We start from the raw sequence: 21188 nt of genomic DNA on the forward strand, positions 1-21188 counted from the left end.
GTACGGATGGCAGAAATGACCTTTTGGGATCATTTGGATGAACTGCGTAAGGTACTTTTTCGGGTGATTGGAATTTGGTTTGTATTGGCGATAGGCTACTTCATTGCTATGCCCTATCTTTTCGATCATGTGATACTGGCACCTTGCCACAATGATTTCATATTCTACGATTTATTACGGCATATCGGGAAGACATTTGATTTGACCGATGATTTTTTTACGCAAAAATTTTACGTGAAGCTAGTCAATATTAACTTGGCTGCTCCATTCTTTATTCACATGTCGACAGCTTTTTGGATGTCGGTTGTGACAGCTATGCCTTATCTCTTCTTTGAAATATGGCGTTTCATCAATCCCGCTCTTTATCCGAATGAGAGAAAAGGAGTACGTAAAGCATTGACTATCGGAACAGTGATGTTCTTCATCGGTGTCCTGTTAGGTTACTTTATGGTATATCCATTGACGCTCCGTTTCCTGTCTACCTATCAGTTGAGCTCGGAAGTGGAGAACATCTTGTCGCTCAATTCCTATATAGATAATTTTATGATGCTGGTTCTCTGCATGGGATTGGCTTTTGAACTTCCATTGGTTACATGGCTGCTTTCTTTACTGGGAGTAGTGAACAAGTCTTTCTTGCGGAAATACCGCCGTCATGCGGTGGTTGTCATCGTGATAGCAGCTGCTATTATTACTCCGACAGGCGACCCCTTCACATTGAGTGTCGTAGCTATTCCACTTTATCTGTTGTACGAGATGAGTATTTTGATGATAAAAGACAAGAAGAAAACCGAAGAGGAAGAGGAAGTAGAAGATGAAGCTGGAGATGAAGTTGCCCTGTCCGAAGAGTGAAGCGATAGAATCTTATGAATTACTTTTAGCAGTTTGCCGGGCAGAAGATGCCTATCTTGCCGTAGGATATAAGCAAATGCGCGACTTGCTGGAACGCATTTGTCGCGCGCAAATGCAAAACGAAAGTTTACAGATGACCGACCTTTCCGCACGAATTAGTTTTGTGTCGGCTAAGGTGGGTCTTTCTGTTGCAGAGCAGAACCGGCTGCATACCTTCCGGTTAACTTCAAATGCTATCCTGAACCGTCAACAAGAGCCCAACCGGGAACAACTCTTGCGGGATGCGAAAACCCTAGCTTTCTTTATCCGTAAACTTTTGGATGAAGATATTCCTCTGGAACTATATCGACTACTTCCGCGTGCGGATGCTACCTATTTGGTTGCGCCTCCTGCCCGCGAACGGGTACAGCGGATGCGTGTCTGTTTCCAGTATGCCGATGAACAATATCTGTATGTGACTCCCTTGGATGAAGTTTCGGAGCAACCATACCTTGTCCGTTATAATGTTCCCCAAATCAATGAAGAGTTTGCAGAAACGTGCAAGCAGCTTTGGCGTCATGCGCAAGTTAACTTATTGGATGTAGCCATCGATGAAGCAGGAATCCTGACCCCTTCTTTTATCGTACTCGAACCGGATTACTTGCTCGACATCAGTTCCCTTGCCGAGTGTTTCCGTGACTACGGACACCATCCGGCCAACTATTTTCTTTCCCGTCTTCAACCAATCGAAAATGCCCGTCCTTTATTACTGGGAAATATAGCCAACCTTTTTCTGGACGAATGGATTCATGCAAAGAGCGAAGAGATAGACTATCGTACCTGTATGCAGAAAGCCTTCCGGCGTTATCCTATTGAACTGGCCGCCTGTTCTGATTTGCGAGACAAGGAGAAAGAACGCCAATTCTTTGAAGACTGCAAATTGCACTTCGATCATATTCGTGAAACAGTAAATGACACCTTTCATGCAGCCGGCTATGAGCTTGACAAAACAGATGCCGTGCTCGAACCATCTTATATTTGCGAGGCACTCGGACTTCAGGGACGTCTTGACTATATGCAGCGGGATATGTCTTCTTTCATCGAAATGAAATCCGGTAAAGCGGATGAGTATGCTATCCGGGGCAAGGTAGAACCGAAAGAGAATAATAAGGTACAGATGTTGCTTTATCAGGCGGTATTGCAATATTCGATGGGAATGGATCACCGGAAAGTGAAAGCCTATTTGCTTTATACCCGCTATCCGCTTCTTTACCCTTCCCGTCCTTCGTGGGCGATGGTACGCCGGGTAATTGATTTGCGTAACCGGATTGTAGCTGATGAATATGGCATCCAATTACGAAACAGCCTCGAATATACGTCGCAAAAACTGGAAGAAATCAATGCTTCCACCTTGAATGAACGAGGATTGAAAGGGCGTTTCTGGGAAACATACCTGCGTCCTTCTATTGATAACTTTCAATCGAAACTGAAAGCTCTTTCCGCATTGGAAAAGAATTACTTCTATGCGGTGTACAACTTTATAACAAAGGAACTTTATACCTCAAAATCCGGTGACGTGGATTATGAGGGACGTACAGGGGCAGCTTCTTTGTGGCTCTCTACATTGGCCGAGAAATGTGAGGCCGGAGAAATCATTTATGATCTGAAAATAAAGGAGAACCATGCTGCTGATGAACATAAAGCCGGACTTACTTTTACTTTCTTTCAAAGGGAAAAGGTTGGGGATGCTTTGGGAAATAAGATAACCGTAGATAAAACTACCAGAAATAACATTACTGAAAATGAAACCTCTGAAAGTAAGACTATCAGTAGTGAAGCTCTTGAAACTGAAACTTTTCTCCCTAATTTCCGTCAAGGAGACGCCATCATCCTTTATGAGCGGAATTGCGATACAGATAATGTCACCAATAAAATGGTTTTCAAGGGCAATATAGAGTACCTGACGGAAAACGAAATAGGTATTCGCTTGCGTTCTACCCAGCAGAATCCATCCGTACTTCCTGCCGAAAGTCTCTATGCGATAGAACATGATACGATGGATACGACATTCCGCTCCATGTATCAGGGCTTGTACACCTACCTTTCCGCTACACAGGAACGCCGGGACTTGTTGTTATCACAGCGTCCTCCGAGGTTTGATGAATCATTGGATTCTCTCATTTCCTGTTCGAAGGATGATTTTACACGAGTTGCCTTGAAAGCAAAAGCCGCACAGGATTATTTCCTTCTTATCGGACCTCCGGGAACGGGCAAGACTTCGTGTGCCTTAAAGAAAATGGTAGAAACTTTTCATGCAGACAAGGATGCACAGATTCTTTTGCTTTCCTATACCAACCGGGCGGTTGATGAGATATGCAAGTCGTTGGCTTCCATTGCTCCTGCAGTTGATTTTATCCGGGTAGGAAATGAATTATCTTGCGATGAAGCCTATCGGGAGCATCTGATTGAAAATGAGTTATCTTCCTGCAACCGTCGTTCAGAGGTCTACGAGCGTATCCGGAATTGCCGGATTATTGTGGGAACGGTAGCGGCTATTTCCGGTAAACCCGAACTATTCCGTCTGAAGCATTTTGATGTGGCTATCATTGATGAGGCTACTCAAATATTGGAGCCGCAGTTACTAGGTATTCTCTGTGCCCGTGGAGAAGATGGGAAAAATGCAATTGATAAGTTTGTATTGATCGGAGATCATAAGCAACTGCCTGCTGTTGTGCAGCAAAATACCGAACAGTCGGCAATCTATGATGAATCATTACTGTCTATCGGGTTGAGCAATCTGAAAGATTCTTTGTTCGAACGTCTTTATCGGAACTGTACGGCAGCCTGTTCATCGTCCGCTATTCATCGTTCCTATGATATGCTTTGTCGTCAGGGACGCATGCATCCGGAAGTTGCCTTATTCGCCAATCGTGCTTTTTACGGAGGTCGTCTGATTCCTGTCGGACTACCTCATCAAATAGAGGACTCTGACACGATTCGCCGTTTGGCCTTTTATCCGTCTGTGCCGGAGAAAGCGGGTGCATCTGCCAAAATCAACTATTCGGAAGCACGTATCGTTGCAGATTTGGCCGTTCGCATTTATGAACGCCATCAGTCGGATTTTGACGAATCCCGTACTTTAGGAATCATTACTCCTTACCGAAGTCAGATAGCATTGATTAAAAAAGAAATAGAATCAGTTGGCATTCCGGCTCTGAATCGCATTCTGGTTGACACCGTGGAACGGTTCCAGGGAAGCGAGCGTGATGTAATAATCTATTCCTTCTGTGTCAACTACCCTTATCAATTAAAATTTCTATCCAATCTGACGGAAGAAGAGGGTGTTTTGATTGACCGGAAACTGAATGTTGCCTTGACCCGTGCAAGGAAACAGATGTTCATCACAGGAGTTCCCGAACTCCTGGAACGTAATCCACTCTATAAAAGTTTATTAAATTTAATAGAAGGCTTCTGAAAAATTGCATCATTTTGCAGATGTTAGTTTTTATTCTCTCTTTATGCAATTCATTAACACCTCTATATAGAACAAACGCCTATATTTGCAACACGTTTTTTTCATAGAGATTTAGATTTAAGGTTAGAAGAATTGTGGAAGTCGTGAGACTTCCCTTTTTTTCATCTTAACGTTTACTATACTTCATTATAGGAATGCAAAAACACTGTTTTTAGTGTTACGTTTAAATATTTTGCAGGAGGATGATGCAGGATAAGTAAACCTAAAAAGCCTTCTTCGTGAGAAGAGGCTTTTTTATTTTTTCATTTTTTTGAATAATTGGTTAAAAAACAAAAGAGTAATCCGGCGCCGGATTACTCTTTTGTTTTTATTGATAGTATCTATTGAAATGGAATTAATCCAATACGATAGGTTTGTATTTCGGAACTAATGCTTTCATGATGATCCAGCCAATCAGATAAGCTACTGCACATACGCAGAAGATAATGAAATATCCGGCCGGTTTACCCTCAAAGCCCATGAATGTCATGGCAGGGTGTACAAATTGCGCTCCCTGTTCCAGCAACTCTTTCGTCATTTCCACTTCTTTGCCGTCAACCATCGTTGTTCCGGAAGCATATACGAATAAGTTACCTGCCACTTTCTGAAGAATCATGGAGCCGAAACCACCTGCCATACCACCGATACCAGTGATACTTGCGATAGCAGTTCTTGGGAACATATCACCTACGGTAGAGAAGATGTTAGCCGACCAGGACTGGTGAGCGGCCCCACCGATGCCGATCAAAATAACCGGGAACCATGGAGAAACCGTACCTAACGGCTGTGCCAACAATACAACCAATGGGAAGAAGGCGAAGATCAACATCGCTTTCATACGGGCTGCATACGGATTCATACCTGTTTTGTTGATAAAGATAGTAGGCAATTTACCACCGTAGATAGACAACATCGTCACTGCATAAAGCGTAAAGATCAATGCCATACCCAGCGGATCGGAAGTTTTGATACCGAATTGAGTATTCAGGTAAGACGGAGTCCAGAAAAGGAAGAACCACCATACACCGTCGGTGGTGAACTTACCAAAGATGAAAGCCCATGTCTGCTTGTAGCTGAAACATTGCCAGAATTTCATTCTCTTTTCATCCTTCTCGTCTGCCATCGGAGCGCTACCTGCTTCACGCTGGTCTTGCTCGATATAATCAAGCTCTGCCTGGTTAACATGTTTGCTTTTCGACGGAGCATCATACATGAATACCCAGAATCCCATCCAGATGAAACCAAGTCCACCAATTACGATAAATGCCATTTCCCAACCGAACATTTTTGCCAGGATAGGAATGGTAAGAGGAGCGATCAATGCACCGATAGAAGCACCGGCGTTGAAGATAGAAGTAGCGTAAGCACGGTCTTTCTTAGGGAAATACTCTGCAGTTACTTTAATTGCAGCGGGGAAGTTACCGGCTTCTCCTAAAGCAAGGATACAGCGGGCAGCGAGGAAACAGTACATACTGACAGTAGCAATGGTCACCACCACATCTCCTGTGGCACCTGCCAGTTCTGCTGCACTATGCAGACCTACCTGTGCTTCTGTAACGATACCGCAAACGGCATGAAGACAAGCACCTGCCGACCATACACCGATGGCCCATAAAAATCCTTTTTTAGTTCCCATCCAATCGACAAAGCGACCGGCAAACAGCATACATATAGCGTATACAATGGAGAAAACAGAAGTAATAGTACCGTAGTGAGATTCATCCCAGTGGAATTCCGGTTTGATAAACTCGTCCCACGTCAATGAGAGAACCTGACGGTCGAGATAGTTAACTGTAGTAGCAAAAAATAGCATAGCACAGATGGTCCATCTGTAGTTTGTCATCTTTTCGCCTGTTTTTTGAAATGCATTCATGATAATGGATTTAAATAGATTTTGTTTCGTTGACAAAGGTCGGTATTTCGACTGAATTTTATTTGTAAAAATTGGTCAAAATCATGTATTATTCGTTGCATTATATATGGATTTTGTTACATCTTATATATAATAGGTAACGAGGTGTTTGTTCTTTGGGGGAAGAATATGTAAAATCCGGAAAACTTCATCCCTTTCTCCCGTAAGAGAAAAGAATGAAGTTTTTCGGATCATTGATTATATATATGAGTAGGAATACGCAACGGTTAGCGCATTTCTGTATATTTGATCTTGTCCATGTCTCCGTAGTCGAGGTTTTCACCTGCCATACCCCAGATAAACATATAGTTGCTTGTTCCGGCAGCAGCGTGGATAGACCATTCCGGTGACATGATAGCCTGCTCGTTTTGCATCCATACGATACGCTCTTCTTGAGGTTCGCCCATGAAGTGGCAGATAGCATTGCCTGCCGGTACATTGAAATAGAAGTATGCTTCCACACGACGAGAGTGAGTGTGTGCCGGCATCGTATTCCATACACTACCCGGTTTCAATTCTGTCAATCCCATCTGCAATTGGCAAGGACCTTCTTCAAGCACATTGTTAACAATCAACTGGTTGATAACGCGATCGTTGCTTTCTTCCATCTTTCCGGCAGCAAATGAGTTCGCTTTCAGCGAGCCTTTGCGTCCGTCGATAGTAATCAATTGAGTTTTGTATTCTTTGTGGGCAGTAGCCGAGTTGATGTAGAACTTGGCGGGATTGTTGGAGTCTTTACTCTTGAAAGTCACTTTCTGCTTGCCTCTACCTACATACAAAGCATCTTTGAATTTCAGCACGTATTCTTTACCGTCTACAGTTACGATACCTTCGCCACCCACATTGATGACACCCAGTTCGCGACGTTCGAGGAAGAATTTAGCTTTCAGCGGGTCGATTGTTTCAAGTACCAGCTCTTTAGTTGCAGGTACTGCGCCACCGAAGATCAGGCGGTCGTACATTGAATAAGTGACATTGATTTCGTTTGGAACCATCACTTTTTCCATCAGGAAGCTACTACGCAAGCGGTTAGTATCATACGTTTTCACGTCTTGCGGATTGCAAGCCACTTGCATCTTGTAATTCACCTGGGCAGAAGCAGACATCGCTGCGATACCCAACATCATTGCAATTGCTAATTTTTTCATCATCTTTTCTTTATAGTATTTATATTATTCTTTATTATTCATTGCTGCATTTTTTGCGTCATTCCGGGTCATGCGGATACGGTTGTAGATAGCCATTCCGAGTGCCAGTGCCACAAGGATGGCAGGACCGATAATCTTCAGACTATAAGTCAGGTGGAAGATACCCCAGCAGAAGAGGCTGGAAGCGAAGTCGAGTGCTCCACCTTCAAAACCGGCGGGGATATTTACTGTCGGGTCGCCTGTTGCAGCATATACATCTTTAGCAGCCATTGTGAAGAAGCCTGCCAGTTCGGTTACGAAATACAGACCTACGATCAAAGCTACCAGACCGATAATGAATGATTTCACTACGTTACCTTTTGTAATAGGCAGAATCATCGGGAACAGATAGAACATACCTGCCAGAGAGGCCAAAGGTAAGAAACGGTTGCCCGGAAGGATAACAGCCAGGAAGATTGTAACAGGAATCAAAAGCAGGGATACCACCAACGTAGTCGGGTGACCGATAACCAGTGCAGGGCTCATGCCGATGCTCAAACCGGTGTTACTCTTATATTTTTTAGCGATCAACTCACGGGTAGCGTCAGAAATCGGTTTCAAACCTTCGATGAAAAGGCTGGTGATACGTGGAATCAATTCCATTACTGCACCCATCTTGATACCTAATCCTAAAATACCCGGAATACCATCCAATACTTCTTTCCAGCTGGCACAACCCAATGCTCCGATACCACAACCGATGACAATACCCAGGAACAACGGTTCACCCATCAGTCCGAATTTCTTTTTCATACCTTCGGAGTCGATATTCAGTTTGTCGAATCCCGGAATTTTATCAAGTAGTTTATTGATTACAATAGCAAACGGAACAAAACTTTGGCAGAAGGGTTGTGGAATAGAGATACCCTCCATTTTATCATAGAACTTTTGAAAAGCGGGAGCAGTCATATCCGCCATTACCAATGTAATGATGTAGCAGATGATTGCTGCGAAGAATCCCCAGAAGATATTGTCGGAAGCAAAATAAACGATCGCTCCGATAAAGGCGAAATGCCAGTAGTTCCAAAGGTCGATGTTGACAGTGCGGGTTGTTTTGGTAAGCAACATCAGCAAGTTAACGCCCAGACAAACCGGGATAATAAAAGCACCGACAGAGGTGTTGTAGGCAACTGCTGCTGCAGAAGGCCATCCCATGTCGAAAATTCCCAGTTCCAATCCGTAGATTTCTACCATTTTACTTAATGCAGGGCCCAGGCTGCTGGTAAGCAACGCTGTCACTACCGATAAACCAACGAAACCGACACCTACCAATAAACCGCTTTTCAGCGCTTTAGAGAATTTAATACCGATACATACTCCTAAGATTGTGAAAATGACCGGCATCATCACTGCCGCTCCAAGACCGATAATGTACTTGAATACTTCTTCCATTCTGTTCTATTTTTTCTCTGTTTTAATGATAAATTTCCAGTGTTTCCCCAGAGGGTATTAGTTGTAAACCGTGCCAAAAGTAAGACCTTTTTTGCTTTCTTCCAAAACGAAACTCTTAATTTATTAGATATTGCATCAAAAATGGACATTTTTGACGTTTGCGTGCACAAAATTAGTCGTTTCCGTGCACGAAAAACAAAAAATGCACCTACTTGACTAAAAATTCCTACCGGGTTTGGAGGAAAAGCACTACTTTCGTAGCGTGAAAAAAGACTATGTTGAATCCTTAAAATAACAAACCATGAGACAAACTCCTTTTTATAATTTTTTTATATTGGCTTTATTGGTTACAATGACTGTTTCGGTATCAGCGCAGCAGGTCGACAGCAAGTTGCCCTGGTCTGTACGATTGACTGAATCGGAAATGATCCGTTACCCGCAATCCTGGCAGCTCGATTTTCAACCGAAATTGAAGTGGGACTATTGCCACGGACTTGAATTGGGAGCCATGCTCGATGTTTACGACACTTATGGCGACAAGAAAATTCGCGATTACGCCATCGCATACGCAGATACAATGGTGCACGACGACGGAAGCATTACAGCTTATAAACTAACTGATTATAGTCTCGACCGTATCAACTCCGGAAAAATTCTTTTCCGTATCTATGAGCAAACGAAGAATCCTAAATATAAAAAAGCGCTCGATCTGCTTTATAGCCAGTTTGAAGGACAGCCGCGCAATGAAGACGGTGGTTTCTGGCACAAAAAGATTTATCCTCATCAGATGTGGCTGGACGGGATTTACATGGGAGCTCCTTTTTATGCTGAATATGCTTTCCGTAATAATCTTCCGCAGGATTATGCAGATGTAATCAACCAATTTATCACCTGTGCGCGCCATACGTATGACCCTAAGAACGGTCTTTATCGCCATGCGTGCGATGTAAGTCGTACCGAACGTTGGGCAGATCCGGTGACCGGACAGTCGAAACATACTTGGGGACGTGCTATGGGATGGTATGCGATGGCATTGGTAGATGTACTTGAATTTATTCCGCTGCATGAAGCCGGAAGAGATTCCCTGCTGGATATCCTTAATAATGTGGCTGTGCAGGTGAAGAAACTTCAAGACCCGAAGACAGGAGGGTGGTATCAGGTAATGGACAGGAGTGGGGACAAGGGAAATTATGTGGAATCTTCCTGCTCTGCTATGTTTATTTATTCGCTCTTTAAGGCAGTCCGTCTGGGATATATTGATAAATCTTATTTGGATGTAGCGCTGAAAGGTTATAAGGGATTTCTCGATAATTTTATCGAAGTGGACAAAAACGGATTGGTAACCATCACCAAAGCTTGTGCAGTGGCAGGATTGGGAGGAAAGGTGTACCGTTCCGGTGATTATGATTATTATATAAATGAAACTATCCGCAATAATGATCCTAAAGCCGTAGGACCTTTTATTATGGCTAGCTTGGAATATGAACGTTTACAAAAGTAATTTCCAGCGATGAAAAGGACTATTTTGAAAGGAATGATGTGTTTGCTTCTGCTTGGCGTGGGAGCAACATCTGTTTATTCACAGCAACAGCAACGCAAAGACACAATCATTGTGACACGTGACGGGACGGGAGACTATCGTAATATTCAGGAAGCAGTGGAAGCTGTCCGCACTTTTATGGATTATACGGTAACTATATTTATCAAGAATGGTGTCTATAAAGAAAAACTGGTCATCCCTTCTTGGGTAAAGAATGTTCAACTGGTGGGCGAAAGTGCAGAGAAAACGATTATCACTTATGACGATCATGCCAACATCAATAAGATGGGGACATTTCGTACCTATACAGTAAAAGTAGAGGGAAATGACATTACTTTTAAGGATCTGACGATTGAGAATAATGCGGCTCCATTGGGACAGGCGGTAGCCCTTCATACCGAAGGTGACAGGCTCATGTTTGTCAACTGCCGTTTCCTGGGAAATCAGGATACTATTTATACAGGTTCTGAAGGAACACGGCTCTTATTTACCAATTGTTATATCGAGGGGACTACCGATTTTATTTTTGGTCCCTCCACTGCTCTATTCGAATATTGTGAGCTTCATAGCAAACGTGATTCATATATCACGGCCGCTTCAACCCCACAAAGTGAAGAATTCGGATATGTCTTCAAGAACTGCAAGTTGACAGCTGCTCCGGACGTGAAAAAAGTATATCTGGGTCGTCCGTGGCGTCCTTATGCCGCAACGGTCTTTATTAATTGTGAGTTTGGTAATCACATCCGCCCCGAAGGATGGCACAACTGGAAGAATCCGGAGAACGAAAAAACAGCTCGTTATGCCGAATTTGGAAATACTGGTGCAGGTGCTGATACGACAGGACGTGTAACATGGGCCAAACAACTGACGAAGAAGGAAGTAGCGAAGTATACTCCGGAAAACATCTTTAAAGAAAGTAGTAACTGGTATCCTTATAAATGAGAGAAGCAAGGCGAATGATTGCCAGCCCGCTTGTGATTATCAGTTTCAAGCCTTGAAACTATTAGTTGTATTATAATTATAGATAAATATGAAGACACAAAGACATAAAATGTGGGGGCTGCTGGCAGTAGTTTTCATTCTTTTTTCTGCATTTCGTGCGGACAAACCGGTTATCACTATCTTCATGATAGGCGATTCGACCATGGCTAACAAGAAAATAGATGGAGGAAACCCCGAACGTGGTTGGGGAATGGTGCTTCCCGGATTCTTTTCTGAAGATATACGGATAGACAACCATGCTGCTAACGGACGCAGTTCCAAGAGCTTTATCAGTGAAGGACGTTGGGAAAAAGTGATTTCCAAAGTGAAAAAAGGAGATTATGTCTTTATTCAGTTCGGCCATAACGATGAGAAAGCAGACTCTACCCGTCACACTGATCCGGGGACAACTTTTGATGAGATTCTTCGCCGCTATGTAAATGAAACCCGCGCCAAGGGTGGAATACCGGTATTGTTTAACTCTATCGTCCGTCGTAACTTTGTACAACCAAAGGATGACGTCATTGCAAAAGATGTTCGTCGTACACCGGGAGAAAAGGAACAACCGAAAGAGGGAACCGTTTTATTCGATACACATGGTGCTTATCTGGATGCTCCCCGCAATGTGGCAAAAGAATTGGGAGTGACTTTCATTGATATGAATAAAATCACTCACGACCTGGTGCAAGGACTTGGACCCATAGAATCTAAGAAATTATTTATGTTTGTCGAGCCCAATCAGGTGCCTGCCTTCCCGAAAGGCCGTGAAGACAATACTCACTTGAATGTATACGGAGCACGAACCATTGCCGGATTGGCGGTGGATGCCATCGGCAAGGAAATTCCGGAACTGGCGAAATATATCCGTCATAACGATTATGTAGTGGCTCAAGATGGTAGCGGTGATTTCTTTACTGTGCAGGAAGCAATCAATGCAGTTCCTGATTTCCGCAAAGAAGTGCGTACCACGATTCTGGTTCGTAAGGGTACCTATAAAGAAAAACTGATTATCCCTGAATCCAAAATCAATATTTCTCTGATTGGAGAAGAAGGTGCGGTATTGACTTATGATGGTTTTGCCAACAAGAAAAATGTATTCGGTGAGAACATGGGAACTTCCGGTTCGTCCAGCTGTTACATCTATGCTCCCGATTTTTATGCAGAAAACATCACCTTCGAGAATTCATCAGGTCCCGTAGGACAGGCAGTTGCCTGCTTTGTGTCTGCCGATCGTGCCTATTTTAAGAACTGTCGTTTCCTGGGCTTTCAAGATACTCTCTACACATACGGTAAGCAAAGTCGTCAATATTACGAAGATTGCTACATTGAAGGAACAGTCGATTTTATTTTCGGATGGTCTACCGCTGTTTTCAATCGCTGCCACATTCATAGCAAGCGCGACGGTTATGTCACTGCTCCCTCTACCGATAAAGGGAAAAAGTACGGCTATGTCTTCTACGATTGCCGGTTGACGGCTGATGCGGAAGCTACAAAGGTCTATTTGTCACGTCCCTGGCGTCCGTATGCACAGGCTGTATTTATTCGCTGCGAACTGGGGAAACATATTCTTCCTGTTGGCTGGAATAATTGGGGTAAGAAAGAGAACGAAAAGACAGTCTTCTATGCCGAATATGAGAGCCGGGGCGAAGGAGCCAATCCGAAAGTGCGTGCCGCTTTCTCCCAACAACTGAAAAACCTCCAAGGATACGAGATCACGACTGTACTGGTAGGCGAAGATGGATGGAATCCGGTAGCGTACGGAAACAAACTGATAACGGTGAAACGTTGACTTCACGAATTTGTAAAGAAATGAATTACTAAGCAAAAAACAATGGATATATAAAAGACAATAGATCACTTGTCCTATAGAATGGCTCGATTCTGTTAAATAGCCGCTAAAGATTGCATAAAACTACAACTATTTTTCTATCTTTACGGCACAGAACCGAGTTATATGATGAAGAAAACCTTAATTTCAGTAATTCTTTTGCTAGCTATTGTGTTCTCGACACATGCGCAGCAGCACTGTTTTTTCACCCACTATTCTACTGAAGATGGATTGTCCCAAAATACGGTGATGAACATCTTGCAAGATCACAAAGACAACCTTTGGTTTGCCACTTGGGATGGAATCAACCGTTTCAACGGTTATACCTTTAAAACATATAAGGCCCGTCAGGGAAACTACATCAGTCTGACCAATAATCGCGTAGACCGTATCTATGAAGACCGTTACGGTTTTTTGTGGCTACTGACTTATGATAATCGTGTTCATCGTTTCGACCCGAAGACGGAGACTTTCGAACAAGTTCCTGCTGCCGGAGAGGAGGGGAGTGCTTTCAATGTACATACCATTGAGGTGATGCCGAACGGAACCGTCTGGCTGCTGACAGAAAATGACGGAGCCATCCGCATCCTGACTCATCCGAATGAGAATAATCGTCTGACATGGGATATTTATTCCAGTAAGACGGAACTGTTTCCCTCTTTGCATGTATTCAAAGTACATCAGGATAAAGCAGGCAATGACTGGCTGTTGACGGATAACGGCCTCGGCATGATCCGCCCCGGCAAGAAAGAACCGGATTCCTATTTTACGGAGACAAAAGGGAAGTTTGGCGGCATGAACCAAGCCTTCTATGCAGTACAGGAGCGGGATAAGGACATCTGCTTTGCCTCGGATCATGGACGTATCTGGTCTTATCAGAAAGATAGCGGAGAATTTACGTTGCTCGAGCTTCCTACAAAAGGGCAGATCACTTCCATTCACCCCGTTGCACCGGACGTTTCTGTAATTACTACCGATTCGGATGGTTTCTTTACTTATAACCTGCGGACCAAAACAAATGTGCATTACTCATTTTTGACTTGTAAGGCTTTACCCGCAAAACCAATCCTTTCTGCTTATGTAGACCGTTCTTCGGAAGTGTGGTTTGAGCAGGAAGAACCGGGTGTTGTAGCCCATTTTAATCCCTCGACTGGAGTGGTAACCCGTGAACAGATTCTTATTGAATACAGTAATCCCGAACGTTCCCGTCCGGCCTTCCATATCCATGAAGATGTAAACGGGTATCTTTGGGTACACCCTTACGGAGGAGGTTTCTCTTACTTCGATCCTCAAAAAAAACGGTTGGTTCCTTTCTATAACGGACTGGGTAGCCGTGACTGGCGTTTTTCCAATAAGATTCATTCGGCTTTCTCCGACAAACAAGGTAATTTATGGCTTTGCACCCACTCCAAAGGATTGGAGAAGGTGACTTATCGGAATGTTCCTTTTGCGATGATGACTCCCATGCCGCATGAACATGAATCATTGCATAATGAGGTGCGTGCCCTGTGCGAAGACAAACTGGGTAATCTGTGGGTTGGTTTGAAAGATGGTATGCTTCGTATGTATGATGCCGACAAAACTTATAAAGGGTATCTGACCGAAAACGGTACTGTTTCTACTACTGGTACTCCCATGTTGGGAACTGTTTATTTTGTTATTCAGGATTCGAAAGGAATAATCTGGATTGCAACAAAAGGAGACGGACTTGTCCGTGCCGAGCCGACTTCTTCCAACGGAATGTCTTATAAACTGACCCGTTATCTTCATCATGAAGAGGATATGTACAGTTTGAGCGATAATAATGTGTATTGTATCTATGAAGATCATTATGGTCGTATTTGGGTAGCTACTTTTGCCGGAGGTATCAATTATATCACGGAGAATGAAGCAGGAAAGACATTGTTTATCAATCACCGGAACAATCTGAAAGGGTATCCGATTGATCCTTGCTACAAAGCGCGTTTCATTACTTCCGATCATAATGGACGCCTGTGGGTAGGTACAACTACGGGAGCTGTTGCTTTTGATGAGAACTTTAAGAAACCGGAGGATGTGCAGTTCTATCATTTCTCCCGTATGCCGAACGATACGCAAAGTCTGAGTAATAATGATGTTCATTGGATTATTTCCACTAAGAAAAAGGAACTGTATCTGGCTACTTTCGGCGGGGGACTCAACAAACTGGTATCTATCAGTAAGGACGGCCACGGAGAGTTCAAATCATATTCCGTACTGGACGGTCTTCCTTCCGACGTCTTGCTTTCTGTCCGCGAAGATAGTAAGGAGAATTTATGGATTAGTACGGAGAATGGAATTTGTAAGTTTATCCCGTCTGAAGAACGTTTTGAAAGTTACGACGAACGTAGTATTACTTTCCCGGTGCGCTTTAGTGAAGCGGCTTCTACATTGACGGCTAAAGGAAGTATGCTTTTCGGTGCCAGTGGGGGAGTCTTTATATTTAATCCCGACTCTATTCGTAAGAGTAGCTATATCCCACCTATCGTATTCTCCAAACTGATGGTGACTAATGAGGATATTACACCCGGAGATAACTCCTTGTTGAAGGTGGATATTGACGATACCGACCCATTGGTGCTCTCACATAAAGAGAATATTTTCTCCGTTCACTTTGCGGCACTTGATTATACCAATCCGCAGAATATACAGTATGCTTATATTCTCGACGGATTTGAGAAACAGTGGACTTTTGCCGACAAGCAGCGTAGTGTGACTTATACGAATCTTCCGAAAGGAGAGTATGTGCTCCGTGTTCGTTCAACGAATAGTGATGGTGTGTGGGTGGATAATGAACGTATACTGAACATTGTTATTCTGCCTTCTTTCTGGGAGACGCCGGTAGCTTATGTGCTTTATGTTCTTTTTATTCTGATTATTATTCTCGTAGCCGTTTATATCCTGTTTACTATTTATCGGTTGAAGCATGAAGTTTCGGTCGAACAGCAGATTTCAGATATAAAACTGCGTTTCTTTACTAATATATCGCATGAGTTGCGTACTCCGCTTACGTTGATAGCTGGTCCGGTGGAGCAGGTCTTGAAGAATGATAAATTGCCGGCTGATGCTCGCGAACAGTTAGTGGTGGTTGAACGGAACACCAATCGGATGCTCCGTCTTGTCAATCAGATTCTGGACTTCCGCAAGATTCAGAATAAGAAGATGAAGATGCAGGTGCAGCGGGTGGATATTGTACCTTTCGTCCGTAAGGTGATGGATAATTTTGAAGCTGTGGCCGAAGAACATCGGATTGATTTCCTGTTCCAGACCGAAAAGGAACATCTTTATCTTTGGGTGGATGCCGATAAGCTGGAAAAGATTGTATTCAATTTGCTTTCCAATGCATTTAAATATACGCCGAATGGCAAGATGATTACGATGTTTATCCGGGAAGATGAAAAGACGGTTTCTATCGGTGTGCAAGATCAGGGTATCGGTATCGCGGAAAACAAAAAGAAGTCACTGTTTGTCCGTTTTGAGAATCTGGTAGATAAGAATCTTTTCAATCAGGCTAGTACGGGTATCGGACTTTCATTGGTGAAAGAGTTGGTGGAAATGCATAAAGCGACTATTTCCGTTGATAGTCATTTGGGAGAAGGGAGTTGCTTCAAAGTCGATTTCCTCAAGGGAAAAGAACATTATGATAAGGAAGCCGAGTTTATTCTGGAAGATGCGGATGCTCCGGCAAGAATGGGACAGGTAGTGGATATAGCCAATTCTTCCATTCAGTCTGAAACGTTGGTAAGTGATGATTCGGAGAAGATTGAAGATGTGTATGGGGAAGAATTTGCGAAAGAAGAAAACTCCAAAGAATTGATGCTGTTAGTCGAAGATAATCAGGAGTTACGTGAATTCTTGCGCAGTATATTTTCTCCGATGTACCGGGTGGTGGAAGCTGCTGACGGTAAGGAGGGGGCAAACAAGGCTTTGAAGTACCTGCCGGATATTATCATCAGTGACGTGATGATGCCTGAAAAAGACGGTCTCGAAATGACGCGTGAACTGCGTGCTGATATGACGACCAGCCATATACCTATTATCTTGCTTACTGCCAAAACTACGATTGAAAGCAAACTGGAGGGATTGGAATATGGTGCGGATGATTATATAACGAAGCCTTTCAGTGCTACCTATCTGCAAGCACGTGTGGAAAATCTGTTGATGCAGCGTAAGAAACTGCAAAGTTTCTACCGGGATAGTCTGATGCATATCAATATTTCTACCGGTCAGGAGGAAGTGCCTGTGGCTACGGATATGCCGTCTGCTGAAGAAGATGCGTCCGAAACTCCACCTACAACTCTCGAAATGTCTCCCAACGACCGTAAGTTTATGGATAAATTGGTTGAATTGATGGAGCAGAACATGGATAATGGAGAACTGGTGGTAGATGATCTTGTTCGGGAACTGGCTGTCAGCCGTTCTGTCTTCTTCAAGAAGCTAAAAACACTTACCGGATTGGCTCCGATTGAATTTATCAAAGAAATGCGTATCAAACGGGCTACACAATTAATAGAAACTGGAGAATTTAATATGACCCAGATTTCGTATATGGTAGGCATTAATGATCCGCGTTATTTCAGTAAATGCTTTAAAGCACAGGTTGGAATGACGCCTACAGAGTATCGGGATAGAGTGGGGAGATAATAATGGGAAAGGAAAGATATAGAAAGGTGGATGTTCAAAGCTCCCCTTTTATCGAAATCACCCTCGCTACAACTATCTGTGGCGAGGGTGATTTTTTGTTTATGAGAGTTTCGATACATTTACCCTCATCTTGGTTATCCGAATTTATTTTTTAGGGTATAGATGATTCACAAGGCTGTTCATATACATTTCCAGGTTTGTATATTCCGGGCTTAATGTATATTTGGCTCCGTCTGAAGGATCATTGGGATTAAGGTTGTGTTTCTTTTCCCATTCATCGGGAATACCATCACCATCTGTATCAACAAGTGCTGTTTCTGATTTATATTCCGGCCATCCTCCTACATCAGACGGTTGGTCAATCATTCCATTCGTGCTTCCGTGAGAACCTTCGTAAGTATAAGTGCCTTTGAGAGTTTCATCTACGATGCGTTGGTCTATGGCGTCACGGCGATATGAAGCACCGGCAAACTCGAGAACATCTTTGTAGGCTTTCTTGGCAGGTTGCAAAGAAGTATGTTCGGCTATGTCAAATGCTTTTTTAGACAGTACTTCCTTTTCTGTGGCAAAGTCTTTTTTGATAACCAGTCCGTAAGAGTTATCCATATTCACTTTATAAAGAGCCTCTTTCTGCTTATCGGTCAGTTTGGGACAGGTAGGATCCATATAGTTACCTTTGAAATAGAATACACCATGAACACCTGCTTTATTGTTGTTTTTGCCATCATCGGCATACGCTGTAAACAAGCGTTTGAAAGAACCTTTTGTCGCACTGAAAGGTCCCGGTTTATAGTAGTTATTTATAAAGTTGTAGGAACCTCCTTCACCGGCATAAGCACCATCACTGCCATAATTATAAATCACATTATTGAATAATTCCACTTTTTCATCTTCCGGACGACCCGTATAACGGCTTCCGCAAAGACGGGGTGTGCGGTTAGTGTGATGGGCGAGTAAGTTATGGTGAAAAGTAGCAGGCTGTCCACCCCAGATACCTCCATAACCATGCGCTCCCTTTTCGTGGATAGAATTGGCGAGACTTTCACTGATGATGCACCATTGAAGAGTGAAATTACGGTTATCATAGAATGTGGCACATTCGTCCGTACACCAACTCATGGAGCAGTGGTCTATGATAATGTTTTGGTGCGCTTTAGTACCATTCATTGCGTCGTCACCTTTTTGTTTGATGTCGACTCCCATACGGGAACGGATGAAACGGACGATAACGTTGTCTGCCTGAATAGAGAATGTATAGTTTTTCAGGCAAATGCCATCACCCGGAGCTGTCTGTCCTGCAATGGTCACATCACCATTGCTGAGTTTTAATGCTTTTTGTAATTCAATAATTCCGCTAACCGCAAAGACAATGGTGCGGGGACCTTTCTTGCTGATAGCCCAGCGAAGTGTCCCTTCCGAACCGTCGTCTGCCAGGGAAGTAACAGTGTATACAGCACCTCCGGCACCACCGGTGGTATATTTTCCTGCTCCGTCGGCACCGGGGAAGGCGAGAACTTTGGAACGATCCGGGGTAGGATAGTCCTTTGATGTTTTTTCAACCGAAATGGCAGGTTGCATGGCTTGTCCCACTAGAGGAAAAGCCAATATCAAACTACAGATTGCTAATATATTCTTTTTCATTACTAATTTATCATTTGGGTTCGAATTTACTAAAATTATTCTATAACACTGCCACCTGTCGCACCATTTACCATGATTTCGTGCACCAGACTATTGAGATACATTTCCAGATTAGTGTACTTCCCGTTTTTGTCAATAGTCGTTTCTTTTCCATCAGCAGATTTCTTGGGATTCAAACCATATTCTTCTTCCCAGTAGTCGGGAATACCGTCACCGTCCGTATCTTTCACGTTTGCATTGGTTACAGATTTCAGAACATCGTAGGGATCATTTACTCCTAAGGCTCTGCAGACATCTTTCGGGTCGTTGATATATCCACTTTTGTTTTGTGAGTAGCCGGAAAGACCTTCCCATTTGCTGGCATCTCCCGTGCAACTTGCTTTTCTGTTTTTAACGTCGCTAATTATCAACTCGTCGACTTTATCACGATAGTTGCTGGCTCCTGCATAGCTCATCACACGTTCATAAGCCTCATCCGGCGTATGAGTTCTTACATTTCCTGCCTTAACTACCGGTGAACTTGATTTTATCTGGGTATGTTGGTTCCAAAGCTCCGTAGTTGCACAGTTTTTACCGTCCATTTGGTCAAATACACCTTTTGTCCAGTTATCATTGCTAACAGTCGTATTGCCTACTACTTTATTTCCGTCGATATAAAACTTTCCCCAAGTTTGAAGCCATTTTTTGTAGGCTTCGCCAGAGTAATTTTCCGGATATACATCTGGCTTCGCGATACGGTATGCACGGTCTGCTTTACCGCTTTCATCGGTTCCGGGGCCTGGCTTGTAGTAGTTGTTAACGATATTCACGTGTTGCGCTTCACCACCGTAGCAGCCTTCGCCTCCCCAATTGTAGTAAACATTGTTGCGCATATCCACTCGCTCTCCATCGTTGTTGTTCAGTGCTAATGTAGTATATCGGGGACCAAGGCGTGGAACACGGCTTTCGCAATGGGCTATCAGGTTATGGTGGTAAGAGGCATAGTTTCCTCCCCAGTTACCGCCATATCCGTGAGAAGCGAATTTGCCTGTGGCAGCATTGATCTTTACATCAGTCACACGTAAGGCTTGATAAGCTAAACACCATTGTACGGTAGAATTTTGCATACCATAGACAGAAAGACATTCATCGCTTCCCCAGCTTACTGAACAATGGTCGATGATTACATTTTGTTTGTCACAACCTCCTAATCCGTCGCAGTCTACGTTAGAGTTTCCGGGGCGGAAACGGATGAAACGAATGATGATATTGCTGGAATTAATCGTAAATGGATAATTGGCAATACAGATACCGCCCGGTGATGTCTGTCCGGCAATGGTCAGATCATCTTTCTGGGTTTTTAATTCCGATTTCAAATAGATGGTACCCGACACATCAAATACAATCGTTTTAGGACCGTCTTGTTGCATAGCCCAGCGCAGACTTCCGCTGATACTTCCACTGGCGTCGTCTTCAAGGCTAGTCACATGATAAACTTTTCCCCCGCGTCCTCCGGTGGTATTGCGACCGTGCCCTTCGGCGTATGGGAAAGCAAGAAGTTCTCCATAATCCAGTTGCTTGACATCAGAAGATGTCCCACCTGAATTATTTGTTCCTCCACCTGTATCATCTACAGGATCGTCTGAAGAGCATGAGGTACATAATCCTGCGATGCTGAATGCAATAGCTATATAAAATAGAGATATTTTCTGCTTCATTATCTT

Annotated in this window: 11 protein-coding genes; 6 read left to right on the top strand and 5 right to left on the bottom strand. The window is 43.4% G+C overall.

Translation table 11 applies throughout. The features are described 5' to 3' along the window. Window positions 1-6 precede the first annotated feature (6 nt). A complete protein-coding gene (tatC, locus tag DXB58_RS00945) occupies window positions 7-849 on the top strand; it encodes a twin-arginine translocase subunit TatC (RefSeq protein ID WP_187343971.1) in 843 nt (280 codons plus the stop codon). Then, on the top strand, window positions 812-4303 hold the full coding sequence (locus tag DXB58_RS00950; protein ID WP_122135604.1) for an AAA domain-containing protein: 3492 nt from the start codon (window positions 812-814) through the stop codon (window positions 4301-4303). Before tatC ends, DXB58_RS00950 begins: the two co-directional genes overlap by 38 nt. A gap of 394 nt (window positions 4304-4697) precedes the next feature. On the opposite strand, the gene DXB58_RS00955 is transcribed toward DXB58_RS00950, so the two are convergent. The 3 genes from DXB58_RS00955 to DXB58_RS00965 all read right to left on the bottom strand — a co-directional run bounded on the left by DXB58_RS00955 (window position 4698) and on the right by DXB58_RS00965 (window position 8833). After that, window positions 4698-6215 carry an MFS transporter gene (locus DXB58_RS00955; RefSeq protein WP_199487904.1) on the bottom strand — a complete coding sequence of 506 codons (1518 nt, stop codon included), beginning with the start codon at window positions 6213-6215 and terminating at the stop codon, window positions 4698-4700. A gap of 266 nt (window positions 6216-6481) precedes the next feature. Further along, window positions 6482-7402, bottom strand: coding sequence for a 5-dehydro-4-deoxy-D-glucuronate isomerase (kduI, locus tag DXB58_RS00960; protein WP_122135694.1), 921 nt, complete (start codon window positions 7400-7402; stop codon window positions 6482-6484). Window positions 7403-7426: 24 nt separating this feature from the next. Next, a complete protein-coding gene (locus DXB58_RS00965; RefSeq protein ID WP_122135605.1) occupies window positions 7427-8833 on the bottom strand; it encodes a PTS galactitol transporter subunit IIC in 1407 nt (468 codons plus the stop codon). 301 nt (window positions 8834-9134) lie between these two features. Between DXB58_RS00965 and DXB58_RS00970 the strand changes: the two genes are divergently transcribed. The 4 genes from DXB58_RS00970 (at window position 9135) to DXB58_RS00985 (ending at window position 17844) form a co-directional block, all read left to right on the top strand. Then, the gene (locus DXB58_RS00970) at window positions 9135-10334 is read left to right on the top strand and encodes a glycoside hydrolase family 88 protein (protein WP_122135606.1); all 1200 of its coding nucleotides are present in this window, start codon (window positions 9135-9137) and stop codon (window positions 10332-10334) included. A gap of 9 nt (window positions 10335-10343) precedes the next feature. Next, window positions 10344-11315, top strand: coding sequence for a pectinesterase family protein (locus DXB58_RS00975; RefSeq protein WP_122135607.1), 972 nt, complete (start codon window positions 10344-10346; stop codon window positions 11313-11315). Between the two features lie 88 nt (window positions 11316-11403). Continuing rightward, window positions 11404-13143: a pectinesterase family protein gene (locus tag DXB58_RS00980; protein ID WP_199487903.1), complete on the top strand. Its 1740-nt coding sequence runs from the start codon at window positions 11404-11406 to the stop codon at window positions 13141-13143. Between the two features lie 165 nt (window positions 13144-13308). Beyond that, window positions 13309-17844, top strand: a complete 4536-nt coding sequence (locus DXB58_RS00985; protein ID WP_122135608.1) for a two-component regulator propeller domain-containing protein — start codon at window positions 13309-13311, stop codon at window positions 17842-17844. 144 nt (window positions 17845-17988) lie between these two features. On the opposite strand, the gene DXB58_RS00995 is transcribed toward DXB58_RS00985, so the two are convergent. Together DXB58_RS00995 and DXB58_RS01000 are read right to left on the bottom strand one after the other, a co-directional pair. Beyond that, window positions 17989-19485, bottom strand: coding sequence for a pectate lyase (locus DXB58_RS00995; protein ID WP_122135610.1), 1497 nt, complete (start codon window positions 19483-19485; stop codon window positions 17989-17991). A gap of 35 nt (window positions 19486-19520) precedes the next feature. Then, complete coding sequence (locus DXB58_RS01000) at window positions 19521-21182, bottom strand: pectate lyase (protein WP_122135611.1); 1662 nt, start codon at window positions 21180-21182, stop codon at window positions 19521-19523. Window positions 21183-21188: the final 6 nt, after the last annotated feature.

Source organism: Bacteroides sp. OM05-10AA, from assembly GCF_003439055.1.
Taxonomy (GTDB): domain Bacteria; phylum Bacteroidota; class Bacteroidia; order Bacteroidales; family Bacteroidaceae; genus Bacteroides; species Bacteroides intestinigallinarum.

What these genes read in the sequence shown, in the direction of transcription:
- DXB58_RS00970 (WP_122135606.1), top strand. Translation starts at nt 9,135, where the DNA reads ATGAGACAAACTCCTTTTTATAATTTTTTTATATTGGCTTTATTGGTT.
- kduI (WP_122135694.1), bottom strand. Translation starts at nt 7,402, where the DNA reads ATGAAAAAATTAGCAATTGCAATGATGTTGGGTATCGCAGCGATGTCT.
- DXB58_RS00980 (WP_199487903.1), top strand. Translation starts at nt 11,404, where the DNA reads ATGAAGACACAAAGACATAAAATGTGGGGGCTGCTGGCAGTAGTTTTC.
- DXB58_RS01000 (WP_122135611.1), bottom strand. Translation starts at nt 21,182, where the DNA reads ATGAAGCAGAAAATATCTCTATTTTATATAGCTATTGCATTCAGCATC.
- DXB58_RS00950 (WP_122135604.1), top strand. Translation starts at nt 812, where the DNA reads ATGAAGCTGGAGATGAAGTTGCCCTGTCCGAAGAGTGAAGCGATAGAA.
- tatC (WP_187343971.1), top strand. Translation starts at nt 7, where the DNA reads ATGGCAGAAATGACCTTTTGGGATCATTTGGATGAACTGCGTAAGGTA.
- DXB58_RS00955 (WP_199487904.1), bottom strand. Translation starts at nt 6,215, where the DNA reads ATGAATGCATTTCAAAAAACAGGCGAAAAGATGACAAACTACAGATGG.
- DXB58_RS00975 (WP_122135607.1), top strand. Translation starts at nt 10,344, where the DNA reads ATGAAAAGGACTATTTTGAAAGGAATGATGTGTTTGCTTCTGCTTGGC.
- DXB58_RS00965 (WP_122135605.1), bottom strand. Translation starts at nt 8,833, where the DNA reads ATGGAAGAAGTATTCAAGTACATTATCGGTCTTGGAGCGGCAGTGATG.
- DXB58_RS00985 (WP_122135608.1), top strand. Translation starts at nt 13,309, where the DNA reads ATGATGAAGAAAACCTTAATTTCAGTAATTCTTTTGCTAGCTATTGTG.
- DXB58_RS00995 (WP_122135610.1), bottom strand. Translation starts at nt 19,485, where the DNA reads ATGAAAAAGAATATATTAGCAATCTGTAGTTTGATATTGGCTTTTCCT.